The following is a 23,800-nucleotide window of genomic DNA, read 5'->3' as shown; positions in this document are numbered from 1 at the left end:
CGCGCTCATTCCTTGGTAATGGAGTATCACCATAATGAGTCAAGCTGCAGTGAACGAGCGTCCGGCCCCTCCCAACGGCTGGTTGAACCGCTTTCTGAACGGGGTGGAGAAGGCGGGCAACAAGCTGCCGGATCCCGCCATGCTCTTCCTCTATGCTTTGCTGATCGTCTGGGTCGGCTCCTGGATAGGCTCCCAGTTCTCCTTCGATCTGGTCAATCCCCGCACCGGAGAGGCCGTGGTCATCAACAACCTGTTGACCGGGGCAGGGCTGGCGGACTTTCTCGCCAGCATGGTCACCACGTTCACCGGGTTTGCTCCCCTTGGCATCGTGCTGGTGGCCATGCTGGGGGTCGGGGTGGCTGAACAGTCCGGTTTCATCAACACCGGGCTCAAGAAGCTGCTCAAGGTGACGCCGGCGCGCTTTCTGACCCCCATGCTGATCCTGGTGGCCATCGTCAGCCATACCGCCGCCGATGCGGGCTATGTGCTGGTGATCCCCATTGGCGGCATCATCTTCCATGCGGCGGGTCGCCACCCGCTGGCGGGGATTGCCGCAGCCTTTGCCGGGGTTTCCGGCGGGTTTGCCGCCAACTTCCTGCCCTCCGGCGGGGATGCGCTGCTTCAGGGTTTCACCCAGTCTGCAGCCCAGTTGTTCGACCCTGACTACATGGTCAACACCCTGTGCAATATCATCTTCACCGGCGCCTCTTCCTTGCTGATCATCTGCGTGGGCTGGTTTGTCACCGAGAAGATTGTCGAACCACGCCTCAAGCAGGTGCCTCTCAACGAGGATCTGGAGAGCGCCGACGAGATGGGTCGTTACAGCGCTCAGGAGAGCCGAGCCTTCAACTGGGCCGGGTTCGCCATGCTGGCGGCCGTGCTGCTGCTGGGGCTGGCGCTGGCCCCCGGCGACTCGCCGATGCGGGCACCGGACGGTTCCCTCACCACTTTCGCCGCGCCGGTGATGAAGTCCATCGTGCCCCTCATTTTCCTGCTCTTCATCCTGCCCGGGATCGTCTATGGCTTTGTCGCCGGCAGCTTCAAGAGCGGCAAGGATGTGATCGACGCCATGTCGGCCACCATGAACAAGATGGGCTCCTACATGGTGATGGCCTTCTTCTGCGCCCTCTTCATCAAGGCGTTCGGGGATTCCAACCTTGGTACCCTGCTGGCGCTCTCCGGTGCCGAGGTGCTTCACGCCCTGGCGTTGCCGGGAGAGGTGACCATCGTCGGCATCATACTGCTGACGGCCACCGTCAACCTGGTGGTGGGTTCGGCCTCCGCCAAGTGGGCCCTCATCAGCCCCATCCTGGTGCCCATGCTGATGGCGGTGGGGATTTCGCCCGAGCTGACTCAGGCCGCGTATCGGGTGGGAGATTCCGCCTCCAACATCATCACCCCGCTGATGGTCTTCTTCCCCCTGGTGGTGGTCTATTGCCAACAGTATGTAAAGAGCACAGGCATCGGCACCCTGGTCTCCATGATGTTGCCTTACTCCCTGGCCTTCCTGGTGAGCTGGACGGGCTTCCTGCTGATCTACTGGGCGCTGGGGTTCCCGCTTGGGTTGCAGGCCCCCTATGTCTATCCTGCCCCTTGAGGGTGACGGGGGGCCTTGGGCCCCCCGCTTTTTTTGGGTAGAGTGTGACCTTCATCCCGGAGGTACCATGAACCCGACCATCGATCTCATTCTTTCCCATCGCTCCATTCGCCAGTTCACCCCAGAGCCCGTCAGCGCAGAGCAGCTGGATCAGATCCTGAGCGCCGCCCAGAGCGCCGCGAGCTCCAGCTTCCTCCAGGCCAACAGCATCATCCGGGTCACCGACAAGGGGCTGCGGGCCACCCTGGCGGAGCTGGCCGGTCATCAGGCCTATGTGGTCGAAGCGGCGGAGTTTCTGGTGTTTTGTGCCGACTACCATCGTCACAGCCAGATAGTGCCGGAGGCCCGCACCGGCTTTGTGGAGCAGCTCATGATCGGGGCCATCGACGGTGCCCTGATGGCGCAAAATGCCTTGCTGGCGGCCCAGTCACTTGGGTTGGGCGGGGTCTATATCGGCGGCATTCGCAACAATCCGGCCGAGGTGAGCGAGGTGCTGGGTCTGCCCCATCAGGTGATACCGCTGTTTGGCCTCTGCCTGGGCCATCCCGCCCAGCGGCCGGAGCAAAAACCGCGGCTGCCCCGGGCGCTGGTGGTGCACGAGAACCGCTATCCTGCCACCCTGGACCGCGCCCTGCTGGCCCAATATGATCGGCAGATCCACGACTACTACCAGGCGCGCAGCAGCAACAACAAGGAGCAGACCTGGAGCGGGCAGATCAAGGCCATCCTCGGGAAGGAGGCCAGACCCTTCATGCTGGGCTTCCTGCAGTCGAAGGGTTTTTGCCTCAAGTAATGGAGGCGGCGGGCGATATGGAGCATGACGCCATGGAGATGGCTGTCACTTGGTTGCGTTGTTGTGAGACAAGCTGGGATCTGGGCGCTACCCTACGGGGTTAAGCTGTTGTAGGATCTCGCAATTGGATTGGGACTGGAGTGTGAACACCCTATGATTTTAACCTTGATATTGCTGTCAATCGGCGCACTCCTGTTTCTGGTCATCGCCTACAACGTGGTGCAGCAATACAAACAGAAGGCCGAGGCCGACAAGCGCCAGGCCATCGCCCGTCACAAGGCCGTGGCGGACGAGACCGAAGAGCTGCTGCTGAACGTCAACCTGGTGCCCTTCTCCAAGAACATGGTACTGCTGATGCAGCACCGCATCCTGGATGCCTATCGCGCCATCGCCCTGGTGATGCCCAATGCGCAGGTCAAGCAGCGCATCGCCGACGTCCAGACCCAGATCAAGAATGTGCAGGAGAATTACAGCAGCCAGGACGAGGGGCACTTCAAGACGCCGGAGTCCGACCGCCAGGCCATCCAGATGCTGCAGCTGGCCAAGAAGATGCGAGCCGTGCTGCGGGTCGAGCACAACAAGGGCAAGATAGATCCCCAGGGGTTCGCCCAGGAGGATCGCCGCCTCGAGCTGATGCAGCTCAAGATCAACATCGCCAATCTGCTCAAGCGGGCCATGGATGCCCAGATCCAGGGGCAGTACGGCACCTGCCGTCAGCTCTACACTAAGGGGCTCGGCGCCCTGGCCAATGTCTCCGACAAGGATCCCTACCTGCTGGCGCGGGAAGAGGACATGCGCCAGGGGATGCGGCAGCTGGAAGAACACCTGCAGCAGCACAGCGAGAAGGAGCTGCAGAACATCAAGGACAAAGAGGCGGACGAACTGGACGTCCTGTTCCAACCGAAGAAGAAATGGTGATCATGTCTCATCCACTGGATTCCACGCTGGGGCCCATGGCCCCATTCGTTTGCCAACTGCTCACGGAAATGCAGGCCGTCATGGGGGGCTCCGCGTTCCCCGTGGTGGATCACCTCTGCTACCGGGCTGCCACCCTGCCGGAATACCTGGACTTGAAAGAGGCACTGGCTGCCCACGGGGTCTTACTGGTGGAGGGGATGATAGGAGACCGCCCCATTGCCACCTATCGCCTGCACCAGCCCGTCTGCTGGCAACAGGTCACCGTGCCCTGCATCGAACTGGCGGCCCCCAAGGCGGGTCGCAGCCATCAGGCCGGTCTCGAGCATATCGAGCTGGTGGTGCCGTCACTGCACGCCCTGGTGGCGGCCCATCCCGGCGTGGCCTTCAAGACGGCCAACATCGACGACAGGCGCAACCCGGACGTGGGCCTGATGTTGCCCTCGGGGCAGATCAAGTTTCATCTGCGCCCTCTGAGCGAGGTGATCGACGAAGAGCTGTGCACCGGCGCCGTGGTGCCGGTCCCGCAGGACTATTACGACGGCCTGTGAACTGACGGCCGAACGCCGTGCCGGGTGACGGGAGGGGGCGGCGCCATGCGCCCCTTCAACCAGCCGAGCCAGAGGCTCAAGGCGGCGGTCACCCCCAGCACCAGCTCGATGCCGAGCACCAATCCCCCTAGTCCCCCCCGCTCCCAGAAGGGATGCAGATAGAGCCCACCCAGACTGGCCCCCAGGTAGTACCCCACCAGATAGAGCGACGAGGCGAGCGCCCGGTCGTGCTCCACGTGCTGGCCGACCCAGGCGCTGGCGCAGGCGTGGGCGAGGAAGAAACCGAAACTCGAGACCAGCAGTCCCCCTATGATGGCGACCAGGGTTCCCTGCAACAGGGCGAGGCTGCCGAGCGCCATCAGGGCTATTCCCGCCAGCAGCATGCGCTGTGCCCCAAAGCGATGGGCGCCGCGGCCGCTCAGGGAGGAGGCTAGGGTGCCGGTGAGGTAGGTCAGGAACAGCATGCCGAGCCACTGGGTCGGCAGGGAGAAGGGGGCCTTGGCCAGCAGGAAGGTGAGGTAGCTGTACTGGTTCAGGAAGACCATGAAGTTGAGGCCGCCGATGAGGTAGGCCCCCGCCAGCAGGGGGTTGCCGAGGTGACTCTGGATGGCGCGGCGCAGCTGGCCGGGGGCGGGCTCCACGGCCACGAAGCGGGTCTGGGCTGGCAGCAGCCAGATGACCAGGGGCAACAGGGTCAGGCTGATGGCCCCGATGCCGAGGAAGGTGTGCTGCCAGTCGCCAAACCAGCCGGCCAGCAGGCCGCCGACCACCCGGCCCGCGATGCCGCCGAGGGAGTTCGCGGCGATATAGACGCCGACGGCGACGATCAGGGCACGCTTGCTGAACTCTTCCCCCATGTAGGCAATGGCGGTGGCCGGCAACCCCGCCAGCAGGGCTCCCTGCAGGATGCGCAGGCTCACCAGCAGATCGAAGCGGGTCACCCAGGGGATGCACAGGGAGAGCAGGATGGCGCCGATCAGGCTACACAACATGATCCGCCGCCGTCCGAATCGGTCCGCCAGACGGGCGCAGATGAGCAGGGAGCCCGCGAGCCCGGCGGTGCAGCCGGCGAGGGTCCAGCTGGCGGACAGGGCGCTGACCGAGAAGACCTCGGCCAGGAGGGGGAGCAGGGGGTGAGTCTGGTAGAGATTGAGGAATACCAGGAAGGAACCCAGGCTGAGGGCCAGGGTGGCGCGTATCCATTCGCGACTGCCTACTTCGATCATATGGAGTTGTCCCGACGACTTTTGTGCAGGGTAGTGCGACGAAACGTATAAATATAATATATTTAAGTTATCACCCTGATAAATGAAATTGATATGGACCTGAAACAGCTCGGATACCTGCTGGCGGTGCGCGATGCCGGCTCCTTCACCAGGGCGGCCCAGGGGCTGAACGTGGCCCAGCCTGCCGTCAGCATGGCCATCGCCAAGCTGGAGCAGCAGCTCGATCTGCGGCTGTTTGACCGGCAGGACCGCAGCGTGCGCCTCACCCCGGAGGGAGAGGTCCTTTGCCGCCACGCCGAACGGCTGCTGCGCCAGATGCACCAGACCGAGGCCGAGATGGCCGAGCTCAAGGGGCTGGAACGGGGGGAGGTGCGCATCGGCATCCCCTACATGATGGGATCCTATTACTTCCCGCCAATCCTGATGGCGTTCAAGCATCGCTACCCCGGCTTGAAGATCCGGGTGGAGGAGGCGGGCACCCGCGAGCTGCTCAGCCGCATGGTGGATGGCAGTCTGGATCTCGCCATCCTCATCACCAGCGATCTGCCACCGGCCCTCGAGGGGGCGCAACTGCTGCGGGAAGAGATGCTGATGGTGGTGGGGGAGGAGCACCCGCTGCGCGGCGCTGAGTCGGTCTCGCTGCCACAGTTCTTCGGCCAGGAGCTCGCCATGTTCCGGCGAGGCTTCTACCACAGGGAACACATGGAGGTGTTGGCGCAGGGGTTGGGGGTAGAGCCTGACATCGCGTTCGAAAGCAATCTCATCCCGCTGCTCAAGGCGGTGGTGCGTCAGGGATTCGCCGTGACCACCTTCCTGCGCATGGCGCTGGAAGAGGAGCCGGCCCTCACCGGCATCCCTTTTTCACCCCCTATCTTCCTGGATCTCTGCGTAGCCTGGCGACGGGGGGATCCGCTCTCCATGGCGAACCGAGCGTTGCGGGATTTTTTGCTGGCGCAAGGGGATGTTTCTCACCATTGCGCTACAGATACTGAATGATTGAGTGGTATCACCAATAAAAACGCCTCCAATCTGGAGGCGTATGCTGACAAGGTGGATGCAACCTTATTTCTTGAACAGGTGATCCAGCTTGTTTGCCTTGGTGGAGAGATAAAACTCGTTGTGGGGATTGCGACCTTCCTGAAGGGGCACGCGCTCCGCCACCGGGATGCCAAAGGATTCCATCGCCTTCAACTTGCGCGGGTTGTTGGTCATCAGGCGCAGGGACTTGACCTCGAGCGCCTTGAGCATGTCGGCGCAGATGGTGTAGTCACGCATGTCGGCGGCAAAGCCAAGCGCCACGTTGGCCTCCACGGTATCGGCCCCCTGATCCTGCAGATGATAGGCCCGGATCTTGTTGAGCAAGCCGATGCCTCGCCCTTCCTGACGGACATACAGCAGGACGCCGCGGCCCGCCTTGGCGATGTTTTCCAGCGCGGCCTGCAATTGGAAGCCGCAGTCACAACGCAGACTGAACAGGGCATCCCCGGTCAGACACTCGGAATGAATGCGTCCCAGCACGGGTTCGCCGTCTGCGATATCGCCCATCACCAGCGCGGCATGATCCTTGCCCGTGCCGGTTTCCTGAAAACCAACCAGCGTGAAAGTGCCCCAGGGGGTCGGCAACTTGGATTTGGCCACGAGGGTAACGCTGCTCATATGGTTGCTCCTGACTACAGCTGCTTAAAAAAGGGCGGCCAGTTTAGCGCGCATTGTCCGGAACAACCATAAGAACAAAACCTTGCGTGAGAAGTGGGTTAACCCGATTGGTCAGAATAGGTGCAATCACGACGACTTTTGCGCAATTGTGTGCCCTGACAACTGCCAGCGACGGCGCATTCGGGTATAATCGGCGCCCATTACCCCATCCCGACAGGGATGTGTGCAACCAGTCAAGATGCCGAGTGCGCAGGAGAAACGTTATGGCTCAGATGGCCCCCGTGATGACTATTGATGGCCCAAGTGGAGCAGGAAAAGGCACCTTGTGCCAGTTGCTGGCTGAAAAACTGGGCTGGCACCTGCTCGATTCCGGTGCCATCTACCGGGTGCTCTCCCTGGCAGCCCTGCATCACGATGTGGAGCTCGATTCCGAAGCCGCATTGGTTCCCCTGGCCGCCAATCTGGATGTGCAATTCCAGGTAGAAGGGGAGCTGGTCAAGGTGATCCTCGAAGGGGAGGATGTTTCCCGCACCATTCGTACTGAAGAAGTGGGCAACGCGGCCAGCAAAATCGCGGCGTTTCCCCGGGTACGTGAAGCCCTGCTGCGCCGTCAGCGTGCATTCCGCCAGGCCCCCGGTCTCATCGCCGACGGTCGCGACATGGGCACCGTGGTTTTCCCCGAGGCGGATGTGAAGATTTTCCTCGACGCCAGCGCCGAGGAGCGGGCCCAGCGCCGCTATAAGCAGTTGCAAGATAAGGGCTTTGATGTTAACTTTGAGCGTCTTTTAACCGAGATTCGGGAACGTGATGATCGCGACAGAAATCGCGCCGTCGCTCCCCTGAAACCCGCGGAAGATGCTCTTGTTGTAGACTCAACGTCCATGACCATAGATGAAGTGCTGGCAACGGTGCTTGCCTATGCAGAGCAACAACTTGGTGATGTCAGCGCAAACTGATGTCAGTCGTCTGCACCAAGGATGGCGCAGATAATTTAAAACAACCCCGCTTGTGCCGGATTGCAAGTGGATGTTTCATTTGTGACATAAACAATGATCGAATCTTTTGCTCAACTCTTTGAAGAGTCCCTGAACGCCGTTGAAACCCGTCAAGGTTCCATCGTCAAGGGCACTGTCGTTGCTATCGAGAACGGTTTCGTACTGGTTGATGCCGGTCTGAAATCCGAGTCTGCTATCCCGGCTGAAGAATTCAAGAACGCCATGGGCGAGCTGGAAATCAACGTAGGTGACTCCGTTGACGTGGCTCTGGACTCTATCGAAGATGGTTTCGGCGAAACCAAGCTGTCCCGCGAAAAAGCCAAGCGCCACGAAGCCTGGCTGCAGCTTGAAAAAGCTTACGAAGAGCAAGCTACCGTTATCGGTATCATCAACGGCAAGGTCAAGGGTGGTTTCACCGTTGAACTGAATGGCATCCGTGCCTTCCTGCCGGGTTCTCTGGTTGACGTGCGTCCGATCCGTGACACCGCTCACCTGGAAAACAAAGAACTCGAGTTCAAAGTCATCAAGCTGGACCAGAAGCGCAACAACGTTGTGGTTTCCCGTCGTGCCGTGATCGAGACCGAGAACACCTCCGAGCGTGAAAGCCTGCTGGCCAACCTGCAAGAAGGTCAAGAAGTTAAGGGTATCGTCAAGAACCTGACCGACTACGGTGCATTCGTAGATCTGGGCGGTGTTGACGGTCTGCTGCACATCACCGACATGGCGTGGAAGCGCGTTAAGCATCCTTCCGAAATCGTCAACGTTGGCGACGAGATCGCTGTCAAGGTTCTGAAGTTCGACCGCGAGCGTACCCGTGTATCCCTGGGCCTGAAGCAGCTGGGCGAAGATCCCTGGGTTGCTATCGCCAAGCGTTACCCGGAGACCACCCGTCTGTCTGGCCGCGTGACCAACCTGACCGACTACGGCTGCTTCGTTGAAATCGAAGAAGGCGTGGAAGGCCTGGTACACGTATCCGAGATGGATTGGACCAACAAGAACATCCACCCGTCCAAGGTTGTCAACGTTGGCGACGTGGTTGACGTGATGGTTCTGGACATCGACGAAGAGCGTCGTCGTATCTCCCTGGGTCTGAAGCAGTGCAAATCCAACCCGTGGCAGCTGTTTGCCGAAACTCACGCCAAGGGTGACCGTGTTTCCGGCAAGATCAAGTCCATCACTGACTTCGGTATCTTCATCGGTCTGGATGGCGGCATCGACGGCCTGGTTCACCTGTCTGACATCTCCTGGAACAACCAGGGCGAAGAAGCCGTGCGTGAATTCAAGAAGGGCGACGAGATCGAAGCCGTTGTTCTGCAAGTGGACCCGGAGCGTGAGCGCATCTCCCTGGGCGTCAAGCAGATCGAAGAAGACCCGTTCAATAAGTACCTGTCTGACAACAAGAAAGGTGCTATTGTGAAGGGCAAGGTTACCGAGGTTGATGCCAAGGGTGCCGTGATCGAACTGGCTGACGGCGTAGAAGGCTACCTGCGTGCCTCCGACGCTGCTCGTGACCGCGTAGAAGACGCCACTCTGGTGCTGTCTGTTGGTGACGAAGTTGAAGCCAAATTCATGGGCGTTGATCGCAAGAACCGTACCGTAAGCCTGTCTGTCCGTGCCAAGGACGAGGCTGACGAGCGTGTTGCCATCGACAGCCTGAACCAACAAGAAGAAGTTGTGTTCAGCAATGCCATGATGGAAGCGTTCAAAGCCGCCAAGGGTGAGTAATCCTTGATGCAAGAAAAGGGCGGCATTGCGCCGCCCTTTTTTATCTTGGCAAAATGATTATTGCATGTGATCGGGGAAGGAGATTTAACCTTATGACCAAATCAGATCTCATCGAACAACTGGCAGCCAGCCGCATGCATATGCCGGCCAAGGATGTCGAAGCCGCAATCAAGGAGATCCTTGAGCAGATGGCATCGACCTTGCAAAACGGCGACCGGATTGAAATCCGAGGATTTGGCAGTTTCTCGCTGCACTATCGTGCGCCCCGCGTGGGTCGCAACCCCAAGACCGGGGACAAGGTTGAACTGACCGGGAAATATGTCCCGCACTTCAAACCTGGCAAAGAGTTGCGCGAACGCGTCAACATCATCGAATAATGCAGAAAACGGCATACCTGAGTATGCCTTTTTCATTTTTATGTTCTGGAGTCTGCCCGTTGTCGGGTTTCTCACACTCTTTTCCCATTCGCGCTAGAGTCTGCCTGTGATTTTAAGGATAATCAGTCACTCATTCGCTACAGACAGGGAGCTCCCATGAAGCGTATCTTGGCCCTCATTCCACTGGTGCTGGTGTTTGTCCTGACTCTTGCCATCGGTTCTCAAAATGGTCAGCTGGTGCAGTTCAACTACCTGATTGCCCAGGGGGAGTTCTCGCTCTCCATGTTGCTGGGGTTCTTCTTCGCCGGCGGTTTTCTGCTGGGCTGGCTGGTGTTTGGTCTGCTGTTCCTGCGTCTCAAACTGCAAAATCGCACCCTGAACCGAACCATGCGTCGTCAATCTCGCGAGTTGGAGCTTGCCCGGTCGACAACCAAGGAATAATGTCCCTCGATGCTTGAACTGCTTTTCCTGCTGTTGCCCATCGCTGCCGGTTATGGCTGGTACATGGGCCGCAGGAGTGTTCGCCAGGACACCCAGCAACAGAGTAACCAGTTTTCCCGCCAGTACGTGGCGGGCCTCAACTATTTGCTCTCTGACGAGTCGGACAAGGCGGTGGATCTCTTTATCCAGCTGCTGGAAGTCGACAGCGAAACCATCGAAACCCACCTCTCCCTCGGCAACCTGTTCCGTCAACGGGGCGAAGTCGATCGCGCCATCAAGATCCACCAGAACCTGGTCGCCCGTCAGCTGACCCGTGAGCAGCGTCAGCTTGCCTTGCAGGAGCTGGCCCGTGACTTTCTGGCTGCTGGCTTGCTCGATCGGGCCGAAGCACTCTGGAAAGAGCTGTGTGATGACAGCGATTTCGAAGAGACGGCTCTGGCACAGCTCCTGATCATTCATCAGCAGTTGCGTGACTGGGACAATGCCATCGCCGTGGCGGTGCGTCTGCAGAAATTCCAGGGCAAGAAGCTGGCCGAGCCCATTTCCCACTTCTATTGCGAACAGGCGGAGAGTGCCTTGCGCGATGGCGACAAGCCTGCGGGCATCGCCAAGCTCAAGCGTGCGCTCGGTGCCCACCCGGCCTGTGCCCGCGCCAGCTTGCGGCTGGCCGATCTGGCGATGGAGGAGGGCAGGTTCGAGGATGCGGCCAAGGAGCTCCTGCGGGTGTTCGAGCAGGATATCGACTTTGCCTCCGAAGCCATGCCAAAACTGCTCGAATGCTATCGCCAGCTTGGTCGCAGCCAGGAGCTGATCCCGCTGCTTGAAAAAGCGGTAGAGGATCATGCGGGGGTCAGCGTGACCCTGGCGCTGGCCAATCTGGTGGAGGCCCGCGATGGGTTGAGCCAGGCCCGTGCCCTGGTGCTGCGCCAACTGCGTCGCCACCCCTCCATGAAGGGCTTTTATCAGCTGGTCGGTTTCCAGTTGGCCAGTGCCGAGGAGGGGCCTGCCAAAGAGAGCCTGGAGCTGCTGCAACAGCTGGTCGGCGAGCAGATCAAGATCAAGTCGACCCACAAGTGCCGTCAGTGCGGCTTTGCCACCCATTCGCTGTTCTGGCAATGCCCTTCCTGCCGGCAGTGGGGCACCATCAAGCCGATCCGAGGGCTGGATGGGGAGTAAACGCCAATGAGGCCAACACGCCCGGGCGAGCACGGATACCCAAGAATTTCAGATGCCAGCGTGCAACCGGGCCCCGGCTCTGCTGCGCCTGGCTGTGGCATAACAATCCATAGGAAGTGACATGCAAGACCCCAAAGTACTGGTCGCGCTGGATTATCAGCACGAAGCCGACGCCTTTGCCTTCATTGAGCAGATCTCACCGGCCCAGTGCCGCCTCAAGGTAGGCAAGGAGATGTTTACCCTGTTTGGTCCCCAGTTCGTTCGTCAACTGGTGGCCAAGGGGTTCGACGTCTTCCTGGATCTGAAATTTCACGACATTCCCAACACCGTCGCCAAGGCGGTGGCGGCCAGTGCGGAGCTGGGCGTCTGGATGGTGAATGTCCATGCCAGCGGTGGCGAACGCATGATGCGTGCCGCCAGAGAGGCGTTGCTGCCATACGGGGACAAGGCGCCCCTGCTCATCGGGGTAACCGTGCTGACCAGCATGGAGCAGTCCGACATGGCGCCCCTGGGTCTGGATGTGACGCCGGCAGAACAGGTGATCCGCCTGGCCACCCTTGCCAAGACGGCCGGGCTGGATGGTGTGGTCTGCTCCGCGGAAGAGGCGAGTGTGCTGAAGGGGCTGCTGGGAGCCGAATTCAAGCTGGTGACGCCGGGCATTCGTCCGAGCGGATCGGCTGCCGGCGATCAGCGCCGCGTCATGACGCCGCTGGCAGCGGTGGAGGCGGGTGCGGATTATCTGGTGATCGGGCGTCCCATCACCCAGTCCTCGGATCCCGCCGCCGTGCTTGGGGCGATCAATGCCGAGCTTTGCCGGTAACGGCGTAATGGGCGAATGAGCGCAGGCCGGATCCCAGATCCGGCCTGCTGCATTTTGGCCGTGGGCTGGCCTTGCCTATGGGGAGCTCAGGAGTGAACGGCCTGGGCGTCCAGACGAATGGGGAAGAGGCCGAGGAGCAGGCCGGCGAGTGCACCGATGAAGTGTGACTCGATGTGTACCCTGGCACCGATCAAGGCGGAGACAGGGCTCTCGCCGGCACTGTAAAAGTCCACACCGAGCTTGATGGCGACGCCCGCCAGCATCAGCCAGCCGGAGTGACGGCGAAAGCGGATGTCCTGCATGGCACCCCATACGAACAAGCCGTGCAGCAGGCCGGAGAGTCCCATGTACCACTGGGTTTGCGGGCAGCCCCACCAGATGCCGAGTCCGACCGCCGTCCCCAGCAGCAGCAGCAGCACGGGCAGGCGCCATCCCGTCAGGTACTCCTGAAACAGGCTGTAGAGCACGGCCAGACCGCTCAGGTTGAGCAGCAGATGCCATCCATTGGTGTGTGCCAGATTGCCTGTTATGATGCGCCACCCTTCGCCCTGGGCGATCAGGTCGCGATCGAAGGCGAGCTGATGATTTGGCACGGTGAAAAAGAGCAAGGCAGTGACGAGCGAAAGCGCGATGACCCAGAGCAGACCCGATTTTCCTGACAACATGAAGCAGCCCAACGACAAAGAGAGCCGATACTGTACACGCTGTACCCGGGCCCTCAAAGCGTGCCTGTGCGATTATATTCAGCGTGTGCCGAACCTGGCTGCGCTCCATATCCTGCAACACCCTGCCGAAGTAGGTCACCCCAAGGGGACGGCTGCGTTGCTGGCGGCGTCCCTGACCGATGTACGCATTCATGTGGGGGAGGACTTTTCCGACGACGAAGGGCTCAATGCCCTGCTTGCTGACCCCGCTGTCCAGTGCTACGTGCTGTGGCCCGATGAGGAGGCCCTGACCCTGATAGAGGCAAGGGAGCATCTCCTGAGGCGTGGACGCACCATGCGAGCCCACTTCATCCTCCTCGATGGTACCTGGCGCAAAGCCTATCGCATGTTGCACAGCTCGCCTGCACTGCTCGGGTTGCCGCGGATCACCCTCGGCGCCATTGCCGGGCAATATTCCATTCGCAAGAAGCCCTTTGAGGAGGCACTGTCCACCCTGGAAGCGGGCTACCATCTGTTGTCCCGGTGGGAAGGAGAGCCTGAGCTCTTCGCCCCGCTGATGACCCTGTTTACCCATTTGAACCGGCAGTGGCATGACTTTGCACAAGGCCGCCGCCGTTGAGTTGCCCAGAGGAGTGAAAACATGAAAAAAGCCGTCGTGGTCTTCAGTGGCGGGCAGGACAGCACCACCTGTCTGGTGCAGGCACAGGCCCGCTATGACGAAGTGCATGCCATCACCTTCGATTACGGCCAGCGCCACCGGGCGGAGATTGACACCGCCCGCCATCTGGCGACGGCGCTCGGGATCGCCGCCCACAAGGTAATGGATGTGACCATGCTCGGGGAGCTGGCCATCTCTGCGTTGACCCGGGACGACATACCGGTGAGCTTCGAGCTTCAGGAGAACGGCCTGCCCAACACCTTCGTGCCGGGACGCAACATCCTGTTCCTGACCCTGGCGGCCATCTATGCCTATCAGGTGGGTGCCGAAGCGGTGATCACCGGGGTGTGCGAGACCGACTTTTCCGGCTATCCCGATTGCCGCGACGACTTCGTCAAGGCGCTCAATCAGGCGGTCTCCCTGGGGCTGGATCGCCCCATCCGCTTCGAAACCCCCCTGATGTGGCTCGACAAGGCCGAAACCTGGGCGCTGGCGGATCATTACGGTCACCTCGATACCGTGCGTCACCAGACGCTCACTTGCTACAACGGAATCCAGGGAGATGGTTGCGGAGCCTGTCCGGCCTGCGAGCTGCGTCGCCGTGGCCTGGATCACTATCTGGCTGACAAGACCGGCATCCGTGCCAGACTTTACGAGAAGAGCGGACTGGGCGAGAAAAGCGGATCCTGAGCCTGTGCCTAGCCCGGGTTTGGGGTATAATCCGCCCCTTTTGCAGCAAGTCGTGACCAAGATGCATTACCCAATCAACGAGATCTTCCAGACCATCCAGGGGGAGGGGGTATTTACCGGCCTGCCCGCCATCTTCGTTCGCCTTCAGGGCTGCCCGGTGGGCTGCCCCTGGTGCGATACCCGCCACACCTGGGTGGTGGACCCCGAGCGTGAGGTGGCCCCTGGCGAGGTGCTCGATCGTTCCAATGAGTCCGACGGCTGGAGCAAGATGAGTACGGAAGATATCCTGGCCAGCTTTACCCGGCTCGGTTACCGGGCCCGTCACGTGGTGTTGACCGGTGGTGAGCCCTGCCTCTACGACTTGCGCGAGCTCTCTTCGGCCCTGGTGGCATCGGGTTATCAGGTGCAGATCGAAACCAGCGGGACCAGCGAGGTGCTGACCCATGAGCAGACCTGGGTGACTGTTTCCCCCAAGATCGGTATGAAGGGTGGGTTGCCGGTGCTGGTCTCTGCCCTCGAGCGGGCCAACGAGATCAAGCACCCGGTGGCCACCGAGCACCATATCGAGGAGCTGGATGCCCTGCTGGCCACCGCCCGGCTGCGCCCCGATGTGATGATTGCGCTGCAACCCATCAGCCAGAAAGCCAGGGCCACGGAGCTGGCCATGGCGACCTGCATCGCCCGTAACTGGCGACTCTCCATCCAGACCCATAAATACCTGAATATCGATTGATATGGATGGACTCAGTGATGAGCGCATCTTGCTGACGCTGGCCAGCAAGATGCCTTACGGAAAATACAAGGGGCGGCGCATCATCGATATTCCCGAGCCCTATCTGGTATGGATGGCGCGAAGCGGTTTTCCGGCCGGTACCCTGGGCCAGTCTCTGGCACTGGCCTACGAGATAAAGCTCAATGGACTCGAGTCCATGATTATTCCCATTATTAACAGGATGTCAGAATGAGAATATATACAAGGCAAGGGGACAAAGGGCTCACGCGACTGGCCGATGGCACTTCCCTGGCCAAAGACGATAAACGTGTCGAGACCTATGGTGCCATCGACGAGCTGAATTCCCAAATAGGCTTGTTGATGGCTGAAATACCCGCCGGGGAGACGACACTCCTGGCCGATCTCATATTGTTGCAGCAGGAGCTGTTTGATCTGGGCGGGGAGCTGGCATTTTCCAGTGAATCGCAAACGGATGCGCTGTGGCAGGTGAACGAGGCTTGGACGAACAGGCTCGAGCAACAGATAGATGCCTACAGTGCCGGGTTGCCGGTGCTGCGCAATTTTATTTTGCCAAGCGGTTCGCGGGCGGCTGCCCAGGCACATGTGGTGCGTACCCTGACCCGTCGCTGCGAGCGCCTGCTGCTTGGGTTGAGCCGCGTAGAGCGGGTAAATCCGGCCGTTTTGCCCTATCTCAACCGGCTGAGCGACTGGTTTTTCACCATCGCCCGATACTTGCTGGTATCGTCAGGCACCCCGGAGATCCTCTGGGTCAAGGCGGCTGACAGAGGCTGACAACCGCTCGAAGCGGCAATAAAAAAACCTCGCCTTGCGAGGTTTTTTTATTGCTGTGGAAAGGGGCCTGATATTGCTGTCAGATAGCAAAGGCTTCCACGGATTTGCCTTCAGCAACGGCCTTGGCAATGACCGAGGGCATGCGGCCCTGACCGGTCCAGGTTTTTTCCACGCCATTGTCCAGATAACGATATTTGGCGGGGCGGGGCGCACGTTTGCTGACCTTGGTATTCTCGGGCACCACGGTGTTGACCAATTCGGCGGGATCGATCCCAGCGGCCTTCAGCATTTCGGCATATTCGGCAATTTTCTTTTGATGCTCTTCACGGGCCTGGCGTTCGGCGGATTCATCTTGCCGACGTTCATCGACGATGGCGGAGAGCTTTTCCAAGCCTTCTTCCAGTTGTTCCAGCGTCAAATCGCGGCAAACTGCACGCAGGCTACGGATATTCAACAGCACTTTCAGAAATTCGTTCATATTGGCTACCACGCGAGCAAAATATTAAGGGAAGAACTGGTTTTTCGATAATTTATAGGGGTGTTTGGCACCAAGTCAAGCCTGCCAAATAATTAATTAGGCTGATAAATTAAGTCTTGAAATAGATATTAAGGATATTTTTATCCGTTTGACGGGCCAACATCTTCGAATGGACTCGTGTCAGATGAAAATATCGCCAGTGGAGTCTTTGATGAACCATTTGACTATCTTTGAAGATGTGGGTGCCTCAGAAACCTTGAAATTTAATCAAAAAACTTGCTATCACCCGGCGGCTCGATAAAATGTGCCGCGAATACCTTTAAGTAGAGGCGCGCTGCCTATGAGTAACCGAGCGGAGGGTGATGCCTGCGATGCTCGATGAAAGGAGTCGGCGCCGAAGTGACCAGGCCATCATACCGGGTTGCTGGTTCTGCATCTAATAGGTGCAGGACTGCCATAGTCATCCACTATGGAGCGCTACCTGAAGGGGCTGAGGAGTATACCCTCCCCATGGGTTTTGTTTCTTTGATCCTCTCGGTAGATCTCCACCTGTTGTCTTTAGGTGCAAAGAGATCATGGACATCGTTCATTACGCCGACTCCGGTTGGTCCGTCGTTCCCCCCCTGCTGGCCGTTGCGCTGGCGATCATCACTCGCCGCGTCCTGGTGTCGCTGGGGGTGGGCATAGTCGCAGGCAGCCTGCTGCTCAACCAGTTCTCTCCCCTTGCGTCCCTGCATTACATGCTCGATACCGTGCTCAGGATCTTCTGGGTCGACGGTGCGCTCAACCGTGACAACGTCAACATGATCCTCTTCATGTTGCTGCTGGGCGGCCTCATCAGCCTGATGAGCGTCTCCGGTGCGACCCGGGCATTTGCCGAGTGGGCGGAGCGCCGCGCCAAGACCCGCAAGGGTGCCAAGTCCCTGACCGGTCTGATGGTGTTCGCCTTCTTCATCGACGACTTCTTCCACAGCCTGTCGGTGGGGGCCATCTGCCGTCCGGTGACCGATCGCTTCCAGATCTCCCGCGCCAAGCTGGCCTATCTGCTGGACTCCACCGCCGCGCCGGTCTGCGTGCTGATGCCGATCTCCTCCTGGGGGGCCTACATCATCGCCCTCGTCGGCGGCATCATGGCGGCTCATGGTCTGACCGACCAGAGCCCCATCTCCGCCTTCGTCGAAATGATCCCCATGAACCTCTATGCGGTGTTCACCCTGATCATGGTGCTGGTGGTGATCGCCTTCCAGCTCGACATCGGCCCCATGCGCCAGCATGAGCAGTGGGCACTGGAGGGCAAGCTGTGGGACGAATCCAAGGGGCGCCCCATCGGGCTCGACATGGAGAGTCCGGAAGAGAGCAATGGCGGCATGATTGACATGGTGCTGCCCATCCTGACCCTCACCCTGACCACCGTCTATTTCATGATTGACTCCGGGGCTGCGGTGCTGGCCGACAAGGGGCTGCCGTTCAGCGTGCTCGGCTCCTTCGAAAACACCAATGTCGGCTCCTCCCTGGTCTATGGTGCCCTGTGCAGCCTGGTGGTCTCCATCGGTCTGGCCATGCGCCTCAAGCTCGGGGCAAGCAACTGGATGAAGGCGGCTCCGCAGGGGATCATGGCCATGCTGCCCGCCATCAACATCCTGCTGTTCGCCTGGACCATCGGCGCCGTGGTGCGCGATGTGGAAACCGGCAAATACCTAGCCTCCCTGGCCAATGGCAATCTGCCGGTGGAAGTGCTGCCCGCCGTGGTCTTCGTGCTCTCCTGCGCCATGGCGTTTGCCACCGGCACCAGCTGGGGTACTTTCGGCATCATGCTGCCGCTCGCCGGCGACATGGCGGCCGCCAGCGACATCAGTCTGATGCTGCCCATGCTGGCCGCCGTACTGGCAGGGTCCGTGTTCGGGGATCACAGCTCCCCCATCTCCAGCACCAGCATCCTGTCTGCCACTGGGGCCGGTTGCCATCACATCGATCACGTGATGACCCAGCTGCCCTATGCCCTGGCCATCGCCTTTGGCGCGGCGCTCGGCTACCTGGTGATGGGGCTGATGCACTCCGCGCTGGCCGGTTTCACCGTGAGCGGGCTCTGGTTCCTGATCTTCTCCGGTTACCATTTGCGCAAAGCCCGGGCGTATAGCGCCGTGGCAGTCGCATAAGAGAACAAGGGGCCTGCGGGCCCCTTGGTTTTGGCAGGGGCTTTGGTTAGCATGCGCCCCATCACTCCCGTTTCGGAACCCCATCATGGCTTCACTGCACTACAAATTTGCCACCATGAACTCAGGCAAATCGACCCAGCTCATCCAGGCCCACTTCAACTATCTGGAGCGTGGCATGTATCCGCTGGCCATGACGCCCGCCATCGACGATCGCTTCGGTGCCGGCGTCATCAGTGCCAGGGTCGGCCTTGAGCTGAAAGTGGAGGTGTTCAGCGACAGCTGCGATCTCTTCGAGATGGTCAAGGCGCGTCACGCAAAGCGGCACATCGATGTCTTCATCGTTGACGAGGCGCAGTTCCTGACCCGTGAGCAGGTCTACCAGCTCGCCCGCATCGTCGACGAGCAGGACATTCCGGTGATTGCCTATGGTCTCAAGACTGATTTTCGCGGTGAACTGTTCCCCGGCTCCTACCACCTGCTCTGTCTGGCGGACAAGTTCGAAGAGCTAAAAAGCATCTGCTGGTGCGGCAACAAGGCCCACATGAACTCGCGGGTCAACGAGGCGGGGCAGGTGATGCGCGACGGTGAGCAGGTGGAGATCGGCGGCAACGATCGCTATGTGTCGCTCTGCCGCAAGCACTATCTGGAAGGGCGGGCCTTCAAGTAACCCGTGGCTGGCTCGTGCAGCCTGGACACCAAAGAGGGCGCCCATCTGGCGCCCTCTTTGTCTATGGGAGTCAGTCGATTTCGATGTCGACAGGGGCGATGATGGGGTCGGCCGCCGGCAGGCGGTGGAAGAGCTGGCGAAAATGCTGCTGTACCCGGCCTATGTCCACCAGGGACATGCCGGAGGCGAAGCCGAACCAGACGTAGAGCCCGGTGAGGTCGCGAAACATGGGAGGGAGGTAGCGAGGAGCGTCGATGAGCCCCTCCAGATAGTGCTGATAGAGCACGGGGATGTCGTCCAGGGTCACCTTGCCGACGAACAGCATGGGCAGGATCTCCGGCACCCCCTCCAGCACGGCGCTGCGAATGAAGTTCACCGTCTCCACATAGCCCTTCACATAGGAGAGATCCTTGGTAAAGCAGGCGCCCCCCTCGACCATGCCACCGCGAAACACCCGCTGGGTGATCTTGTAGGCGTCGTGCTCGCTGGCCCCCTTGGCCACGAAGTGGCGGAACACCTCGATGAAATCGGCGCCACGCTCTGCCATGTCGATGGCCATGACCCGATCCGAGATGCGCTTGGCCCTGTCCGGGAAGGAGCTGAACGTGAGGGTCTCGATGAGTACTGCCAACCCCTCCTGACAGGCGGTGATGCGGGGCGAGCCGGCACCGAGCCAGGTGGCGTAAGATTGCTGGCGGCCGTTGAGGGTGGTGCCGACGTGAACCCAGCCTTCGTGTACCTCCAGCACCTGTAGATCGAGTTCCGAGAAACGGGCGTGGGAGTTGAGCTTGATGTAATCCCCCCCGGCGGCGGCATCGGAGACAATGCCATCGCTGAGCTTGACCTGGACTGTGCCGTCGCTGAAGTAGCTCGACAGCTTGCCCTGCAGCCTCGCCACCGCGGCTTCCCCCTCGAACTCCTTGGGGTAGGGGCGCACCAGGTGGCGGGCGCCGGGCAGGGAGAAGATGTCGCACAATCTGGCCCCCAGCTCCTTCAGGGTCTTGCGATCCCCGCGCAGGTGATCGCTTGCCGAGCCGTAGAGCCGCTGGCTGTAGCGCTGGAAGTCAGGCTGCCCGCGCTGGCGCAGCATCTCGATGACCACCATGTACTGATCCACCGTCTCTTGCAGGATCCGGCCGAGATCGTCCTGAGGGCCGAGGTGCCGGCGGATCCTGTCCCTCAACTCCTTGAGCTCAAGGTACTTGTTGCGGGGATCGAACCCCAGGGGGAGGGATTCATAGAAGTGCCTGTCGATGGCGGGCAGTGCCTTGCCGCCACTTACCAGAAAGTCGCTTTGCAGGTGACGGGGCCATTTGATGGCATCCAGGATGCGGATGGGTTTTTGCAGGGCGAGCAGTTCATCCGAGAGGGATTTGAGGTGCAGGCGATACTTTTCTTGGATGGTCATCGGGCTCTTTGGAGGCGAGTGCGCTACGAGAATGGCTGAGTATAGGCACAGGGCCTGTCAAAAAGAAGCGAGACGACGGGGATCCGGCCTGTGTGCTTTTGGTTGTCTGAAAATTGGTTTAGACTGCGCCCCTTGATCTCTACCGTGTCGTGAAAATGATGAATATCCCCAGCTCTGAAATGATAATGCGTTGGTTGCAACAGGCCCGGATCGAGCACTATGTGTGCGATCAGTGTCATGGCATCCACATGGTCTCCCTGCAGTCCGTCGAGGGCATCCAGGAGAGCCGGATCTTCGTGGAAGAGGAAGGGCTGCTGTTCTCATCCGAGCTGGAGGTGCGCCCCTCATCGCTACTGCCCCTGGTGGCCGAACTGGGTCGTCTCAACATGCAATATCCGTCCCTCAAGGTGTTCCTCGACATCATCGATGACAACCTGCCACGCCTCGTTGTGGGTCACACCGTCTTTACCAAGGCGGGTCTCACCGTCGAGCAGTTCCTGCTGTTCGTTGAAAGCACCACGGCAGCCACCCATGAAGTGGTTTCCGAATGTGAACGCCTTGGCTTCCTCAATCTGCCGGAAATCCAGGTCGCACCGGAATCCGTTCACTGACTTCAGCACCTGAACTGTGCGTTTAATGTGCGAACGGTTCGCTGCGGCTAAAAAGCCGTTGACGGCGGCGGGGCTTTCCCCTAAATTACGCCCCGTTCCAGCGCAACGGCGCAGCGAACATCGTGTTGGCTGAACACGTTAAACCACAGACAAAAATTTGGTGCGGTATCCGAGAGGCTGCCCACCGACGAAGTCGGCAAGATGCACGCACAGCGTGCTCCGAAAGCCACTTCAAGCAGTAAAATTTGGTGAGGTGTCCGAGTGGCTGAAGGAGCACGCCTGGAAAGTGTGTATACGGCAACGTATCGAGGGTTCGAATCCCTCCCTCACCGCCAAATATAACCCGTTGAATTTCAACGGGTTTTTTCATTTCTAGACTTACGTGATTTTTTTCCTGGATCAACTGGGTGGAACAATCATGTATCTGAGTAAAAATGCCTCCGGCACCTACTACACTCGTCTCCCGCTGCCTAAGTCACTACGTGACCGTGGCTTGCCCTTCGCTATCCGTACTTCCCTTTGCACCAAAGATAGGCAGCTCGCTGTAGACCGAAACCTGGCTGTGGCAGCTCGCACTCGCGCACTGATCGCGGCTACCCCTGCTGATACTTCCCCTCGCAGTTTCTATCGCTGGATCCGCGCCGATCTTGACGCTTTCAAAGCTGCTGGGTTCATCCCTCCTCAAACACCTTCCACACCTCGTGAACCTTCTGTTGATGCCTCAGCTTGCCCCAGCAGTGGGATCATGCTCACCCACGCATTGGCGAGATTCATCGAGACTAAAACCAGTGAGGGGATCCAGCATAGGTCGGTGGGCCAGCTCCAACTTCGGATCAACGCCTTCGTCACCTGGGCCAAAGGCGTCAAAATTGATGAGGTGACGCCCGCGCTAGCACAGGAGTATCGCAACGGCTTGCTTCGCAAGAGCGGCATCAGTTTCAAAACTAAGACCGATTATTTGGCTGCCCTGAAACAGTTCTTCCGTTGGTGCGTGGCACTGGACTATTGCAGTCGTAACCCATTCGATGGGCTGACGGCAGGTAAAAAACCGAACAAACGGGCGGATGAGGAGCGAGTGCGTTGGTATCGCCCTCAACTGGCTCAGCTGTTTGCCAGCCTGCGCAGCAAACAATCCCAGAAAGGTAAAAAATTGAAAATCCAGGACTGGTGGGTACCGCTCTTGTGCCTGTACGCAGGGCTGCGTCCCTCTGAGGCCTGTCAACTCAAAACTCACAACATCAAACAGGTCGAGGGGATTTGGTGTTTGGTGGTCGATGCGGGAGAAGCGGATCAGCAGCTCAAAACCGTCAATGCGTACCGTACCGTGCCACTGCACAGTGCGCTGATCGGACATCAATTCCTGGACTATGTGGAGAGTCGTCGCAGTCAAGGGAAGGTATTTTTGTTCGATGACCAACCATCAGGCAAAGACGACGATTGGGCGCATAACATCACCTGTCGCTTCCAACGCCACCTCAATGATGCTGGCATCGTAGGTCAGGGCCGTCCCACGCTTTACGGGCTGCGGCATAGCTTCATCGATGAGTTACAGCAGGCGGATGTCGCTGAGCATTTTGTGGCCGAACTTGCGGGACACAGTAAAAACGGCCTGACGTTTGGGCGCTACGGCAAGCGACTAGGTATTGCGTTGCTGCGAGAAAAAATCGAGTCAATCCCCAACGATTTAGTCGATTTTTGAATATCAGGCGAAATAGGCATTTGAGTGGGTGAGGTATACCCACTCACGTGCTTGTCTGGCAAGGTAACATGTTGGTTTTCATCATTAAAATAGTATGACTTGCTTCTGATGTTACTGGTCATTAATTTGACAGTTTATTTATTTCAAATATATTGAAGGTTGACATTAAATTAGTTTTCGTTAGGTTTCACTTTTTATTTGACTTGATTTTTACTGAGTGTAATCCTGCGCGAAATTATAATAATAAAAACAGGGTGCACATGAAAAACAACAAAAATCTAAAATCAGATCCTCGTGAAAAAACGTTCAAAACCGCAGTAGAGGAACACCTGAACATAAAATATCAACAGGTATCAGACGCAACCTATGATGTTTTGTGTAGAAAGGCCAGGCAGCTTATCCGTAAATGGGGCAAAAAGAAGCTGATTGATATTAATGCAACCGACATCGAAATGTATATAGCCAAACTGCTAAAACGCCTCAAAGGCAACACGGTCAATCAGTATATTGACATTATGCGACAGGTATTTAACAGGGCCTATCGAGATGGCATTATAAAAATCAATCCGATGTGTCATGTCAAAAATTGTCGATTTGAGGTGGTAGAGCCTCAGCCATTCCTGCAATCAGAGATCCAGTTATTTATTGCACATCAACATATCAACCCTATTGGTGCAGCAATAATCCAGGTTGGTATTTCCACTGGACTGCGGATCAGCGAATTGTTGGCAATTAGCCGTGAGGCTATCGACCTGGATAAACGCACACTGCGTGTTGATCTGGCCCTGGTAGATGGTTGCTATAAAACGCCGAAAACCAAAAGCTCCTGCCGAACAGTCGAGTTGACTGTCAGGGCCGACGCATGATCATTCTCTGCACAAGTTGATCAAGTCTCGATCAGTTGAACGGCTCCAAGTACGATTTTAATTGTACCTTGCGTTGCCAAGCTGTAAATAGTCGAGATCTTAACC

The 23,800-nt window shown here is 58.8% G+C and carries 25 protein-coding genes, 1 tRNA gene, 1 pseudogene and 1 riboswitch; of the genes and pseudogenes, 22 read left to right on the top strand and 5 right to left on the bottom strand.

Features of this window, described 5'->3' with window-relative positions:
* Positions 1-34: 34 nt before the first annotated feature.
* The 4 genes from ACNPAA_RS11110 to ACNPAA_RS11095 all read left to right on the top strand — a co-directional run bounded on the left by ACNPAA_RS11110 (position 35) and on the right by ACNPAA_RS11095 (position 3,856).
* The gene (locus ACNPAA_RS11110) at positions 35-1,597 is read left to right on the top strand and encodes an AbgT family transporter (protein ID WP_261999577.1); all 1,563 of its coding nucleotides are present in this window, start codon (positions 35-37) and stop codon (positions 1,595-1,597) included.
* Positions 1,598-1,664: 67 nt separating this feature from the next.
* Entirely contained in the window at positions 1,665-2,390 is a 726-nt protein-coding gene (nfsA, locus tag ACNPAA_RS11105) for an oxygen-insensitive NADPH nitroreductase (RefSeq protein WP_279966019.1), read from the top strand.
* Positions 2,391-2,543: 153 nt separating this feature from the next.
* Positions 2,544-3,308 carry a DNA repair protein gene (locus ACNPAA_RS11100; protein ID WP_417891767.1) on the top strand — a complete coding sequence of 255 codons (765 nt, stop codon included), beginning with the start codon at positions 2,544-2,546 and terminating at the stop codon, positions 3,306-3,308.
* A complete protein-coding gene (locus ACNPAA_RS11095) occupies positions 3,302-3,856 on the top strand; it encodes a VOC family protein (protein ID WP_270830421.1) in 555 nt (184 codons plus the stop codon). The genes ACNPAA_RS11100 and ACNPAA_RS11095 overlap by 7 nt, the downstream gene beginning before the upstream one ends.
* Here ACNPAA_RS11095 and ACNPAA_RS11090 read toward each other — a convergent pair.
* Positions 3,841-5,082 (bottom strand): MFS transporter, encoded by a 1,242-nt coding sequence (locus tag ACNPAA_RS11090; RefSeq protein WP_417891766.1) that lies wholly within the window; start codon positions 5,080-5,082, stop codon positions 3,841-3,843. The two genes, ACNPAA_RS11095 and ACNPAA_RS11090, sit on opposite strands and share 16 nt — an antisense overlap.
* A gap of 93 nt (positions 5,083-5,175) precedes the next feature.
* On the opposite strand from ACNPAA_RS11090, the gene ACNPAA_RS11085 reads away from it, so the two are divergent.
* Positions 5,176-6,078, top strand: coding sequence for a LysR family transcriptional regulator (locus tag ACNPAA_RS11085; protein WP_417891765.1), 903 nt, complete (start codon positions 5,176-5,178; stop codon positions 6,076-6,078).
* A 66-nt stretch (positions 6,079-6,144) separates the two neighbouring features.
* Here ACNPAA_RS11085 and ribA read toward each other — a convergent pair whose 3' ends face one another.
* Positions 6,145-6,738: a GTP cyclohydrolase II gene (ribA, locus tag ACNPAA_RS11080; protein ID WP_010675003.1), complete on the bottom strand. Its 594-nt coding sequence runs from the start codon at positions 6,736-6,738 to the stop codon at positions 6,145-6,147.
* Positions 6,739-7,001: 263 nt separating this feature from the next.
* Between ribA and cmk the strand changes: the two genes are divergently transcribed.
* The 6 genes from cmk to pyrF all read left to right on the top strand — a co-directional run bounded on the left by cmk (position 7,002) and on the right by pyrF (position 12,272).
* The gene (cmk, locus tag ACNPAA_RS11075) at positions 7,002-7,694 is read left to right on the top strand and encodes a (d)CMP kinase (protein WP_041215039.1); all 693 of its coding nucleotides are present in this window, start codon (positions 7,002-7,004) and stop codon (positions 7,692-7,694) included.
* A 93-nt stretch (positions 7,695-7,787) separates the two neighbouring features.
* Entirely contained in the window at positions 7,788-9,458 is a 1,671-nt protein-coding gene (rpsA, locus tag ACNPAA_RS11070; RefSeq protein ID WP_010675001.1) for a 30S ribosomal protein S1, read from the top strand.
* A gap of 92 nt (positions 9,459-9,550) precedes the next feature.
* Positions 9,551-9,835 carry an integration host factor subunit beta gene (ihfB, locus tag ACNPAA_RS11065; RefSeq protein WP_005299934.1) on the top strand — a complete coding sequence of 95 codons (285 nt, stop codon included), beginning with the start codon at positions 9,551-9,553 and terminating at the stop codon, positions 9,833-9,835.
* A gap of 156 nt (positions 9,836-9,991) precedes the next feature.
* Entirely contained in the window at positions 9,992-10,276 is a 285-nt protein-coding gene (locus ACNPAA_RS11060; protein ID WP_010675000.1) for a LapA family protein, read from the top strand.
* A 9-nt stretch (positions 10,277-10,285) separates the two neighbouring features.
* The gene (gene lapB / locus ACNPAA_RS11055) at positions 10,286-11,452 is read left to right on the top strand and encodes a lipopolysaccharide assembly protein LapB (RefSeq protein ID WP_010674999.1); all 1,167 of its coding nucleotides are present in this window, start codon (positions 10,286-10,288) and stop codon (positions 11,450-11,452) included.
* A gap of 121 nt (positions 11,453-11,573) precedes the next feature.
* A complete protein-coding gene (gene pyrF / locus ACNPAA_RS11050; RefSeq protein ID WP_069785130.1) occupies positions 11,574-12,272 on the top strand; it encodes an orotidine-5'-phosphate decarboxylase in 699 nt (232 codons plus the stop codon).
* Between the two features lie 86 nt (positions 12,273-12,358).
* On the opposite strand, the gene rrtA is transcribed toward pyrF, so the two are convergent.
* On the bottom strand, positions 12,359-12,937 hold the full coding sequence (rrtA, locus tag ACNPAA_RS11045; RefSeq protein WP_223915160.1) for a rhombosortase: 579 nt from the start codon (positions 12,935-12,937) through the stop codon (positions 12,359-12,361).
* Between rrtA and ACNPAA_RS11040 the strand changes: the two genes are divergently transcribed.
* The 5 genes and pseudogenes from ACNPAA_RS11040 to ACNPAA_RS11020 all read left to right on the top strand — a co-directional run bounded on the left by ACNPAA_RS11040 (position 12,903) and on the right by ACNPAA_RS11020 (position 15,810).
* Complete coding sequence (locus ACNPAA_RS11040; protein ID WP_201871622.1) at positions 12,903-13,556, top strand: tRNA-uridine aminocarboxypropyltransferase; 654 nt, start codon at positions 12,903-12,905, stop codon at positions 13,554-13,556. The genes rrtA and ACNPAA_RS11040 overlap by 35 nt on opposite strands.
* 12 nt (positions 13,557-13,568) lie before the next feature.
* A pseudogene (queC, locus tag ACNPAA_RS11035) lies at positions 13,569-14,285 on the top strand (7-cyano-7-deazaguanine synthase QueC); the annotation flags it as partial.
* 61 nt (positions 14,286-14,346) lie between these two features.
* Entirely contained in the window at positions 14,347-15,018 is a 672-nt protein-coding gene (gene queE / locus ACNPAA_RS11030; RefSeq protein ID WP_010674994.1) for a 7-carboxy-7-deazaguanine synthase QueE, read from the top strand.
* A gap of 1 nt (position 15,019) precedes the next feature.
* On the top strand, positions 15,020-15,250 hold the full coding sequence (locus tag ACNPAA_RS11025) for a DUF3820 family protein (protein WP_039038687.1): 231 nt from the start codon (positions 15,020-15,022) through the stop codon (positions 15,248-15,250).
* Positions 15,247-15,810 (top strand): cob(I)yrinic acid a,c-diamide adenosyltransferase, encoded by a 564-nt coding sequence (locus tag ACNPAA_RS11020; RefSeq protein ID WP_045524470.1) that lies wholly within the window; start codon positions 15,247-15,249, stop codon positions 15,808-15,810. The genes ACNPAA_RS11025 and ACNPAA_RS11020 overlap by 4 nt, the downstream gene beginning before the upstream one ends.
* A 79-nt stretch (positions 15,811-15,889) precedes the next feature.
* Here the strand turns inward: ACNPAA_RS11020 and ACNPAA_RS11015 are convergent, their stop codons facing one another.
* Positions 15,890-16,288, bottom strand: coding sequence for an H-NS family nucleoid-associated regulatory protein (locus tag ACNPAA_RS11015; RefSeq protein ID WP_041211546.1), 399 nt, complete (start codon positions 16,286-16,288; stop codon positions 15,890-15,892).
* A 316-nt stretch (positions 16,289-16,604) separates the two neighbouring features.
* Positions 16,605-16,776, top strand: a riboswitch (Lysine riboswitch).
* Between the two features lie 87 nt (positions 16,777-16,863).
* Here ACNPAA_RS11015 and ACNPAA_RS11010 point away from each other — a divergent pair.
* Positions 16,864-18,444 carry a Na+/H+ antiporter NhaC family protein gene (locus ACNPAA_RS11010; RefSeq protein ID WP_042016617.1) on the top strand — a complete coding sequence of 527 codons (1,581 nt, stop codon included), beginning with the start codon at positions 16,864-16,866 and terminating at the stop codon, positions 18,442-18,444.
* Between the two features lie 85 nt (positions 18,445-18,529).
* Positions 18,530-19,111 (top strand): thymidine kinase, encoded by a 582-nt coding sequence (locus ACNPAA_RS11005; protein ID WP_010674989.1) that lies wholly within the window; start codon positions 18,530-18,532, stop codon positions 19,109-19,111.
* A gap of 70 nt (positions 19,112-19,181) precedes the next feature.
* Here the strand turns inward: ACNPAA_RS11005 and ACNPAA_RS11000 are convergent, their stop codons facing one another.
* Positions 19,182-20,519, bottom strand: a complete 1,338-nt coding sequence (locus ACNPAA_RS11000) for a flavohemoglobin expression-modulating QEGLA motif protein (protein ID WP_201871621.1) — start codon at positions 20,517-20,519, stop codon at positions 19,182-19,184.
* Positions 20,520-20,674: 155 nt separating this feature from the next.
* On the opposite strand from ACNPAA_RS11000, the gene ACNPAA_RS10995 reads away from it, so the two are divergent.
* The 4 genes from ACNPAA_RS10995 to ACNPAA_RS10980 all read left to right on the top strand — a co-directional run bounded on the left by ACNPAA_RS10995 (position 20,675) and on the right by ACNPAA_RS10980 (position 23,695).
* Positions 20,675-21,130, top strand: coding sequence for a YbjN domain-containing protein (locus tag ACNPAA_RS10995; RefSeq protein ID WP_160839247.1), 456 nt, complete (start codon positions 20,675-20,677; stop codon positions 21,128-21,130).
* 247 nt (positions 21,131-21,377) lie between these two features.
* Positions 21,378-21,465, top strand: a tRNA-Ser gene (locus ACNPAA_RS10990).
* Between the two features lie 83 nt (positions 21,466-21,548).
* The gene (locus ACNPAA_RS10985) at positions 21,549-22,829 is read left to right on the top strand and encodes a tyrosine-type recombinase/integrase (protein WP_234924899.1); all 1,281 of its coding nucleotides are present in this window, start codon (positions 21,549-21,551) and stop codon (positions 22,827-22,829) included.
* Positions 22,830-23,089: 260 nt separating this feature from the next.
* A complete protein-coding gene (locus ACNPAA_RS10980) occupies positions 23,090-23,695 on the top strand; it encodes a tyrosine-type recombinase/integrase (protein ID WP_201871615.1) in 606 nt (201 codons plus the stop codon).
* Positions 23,696-23,800: the final 105 nt, after the last annotated feature.

It is taken from the genome of Aeromonas sp. PS2Canimalfood6 (genome assembly GCF_048276795.1).
GTDB lineage: Bacteria > Pseudomonadota > Gammaproteobacteria > Enterobacterales > Aeromonadaceae > Aeromonas > Aeromonas caviae.
Note: the sequence above shows the minus strand (reverse complement) of the source record. Positions and strands in the feature narration are given on the sequence as shown.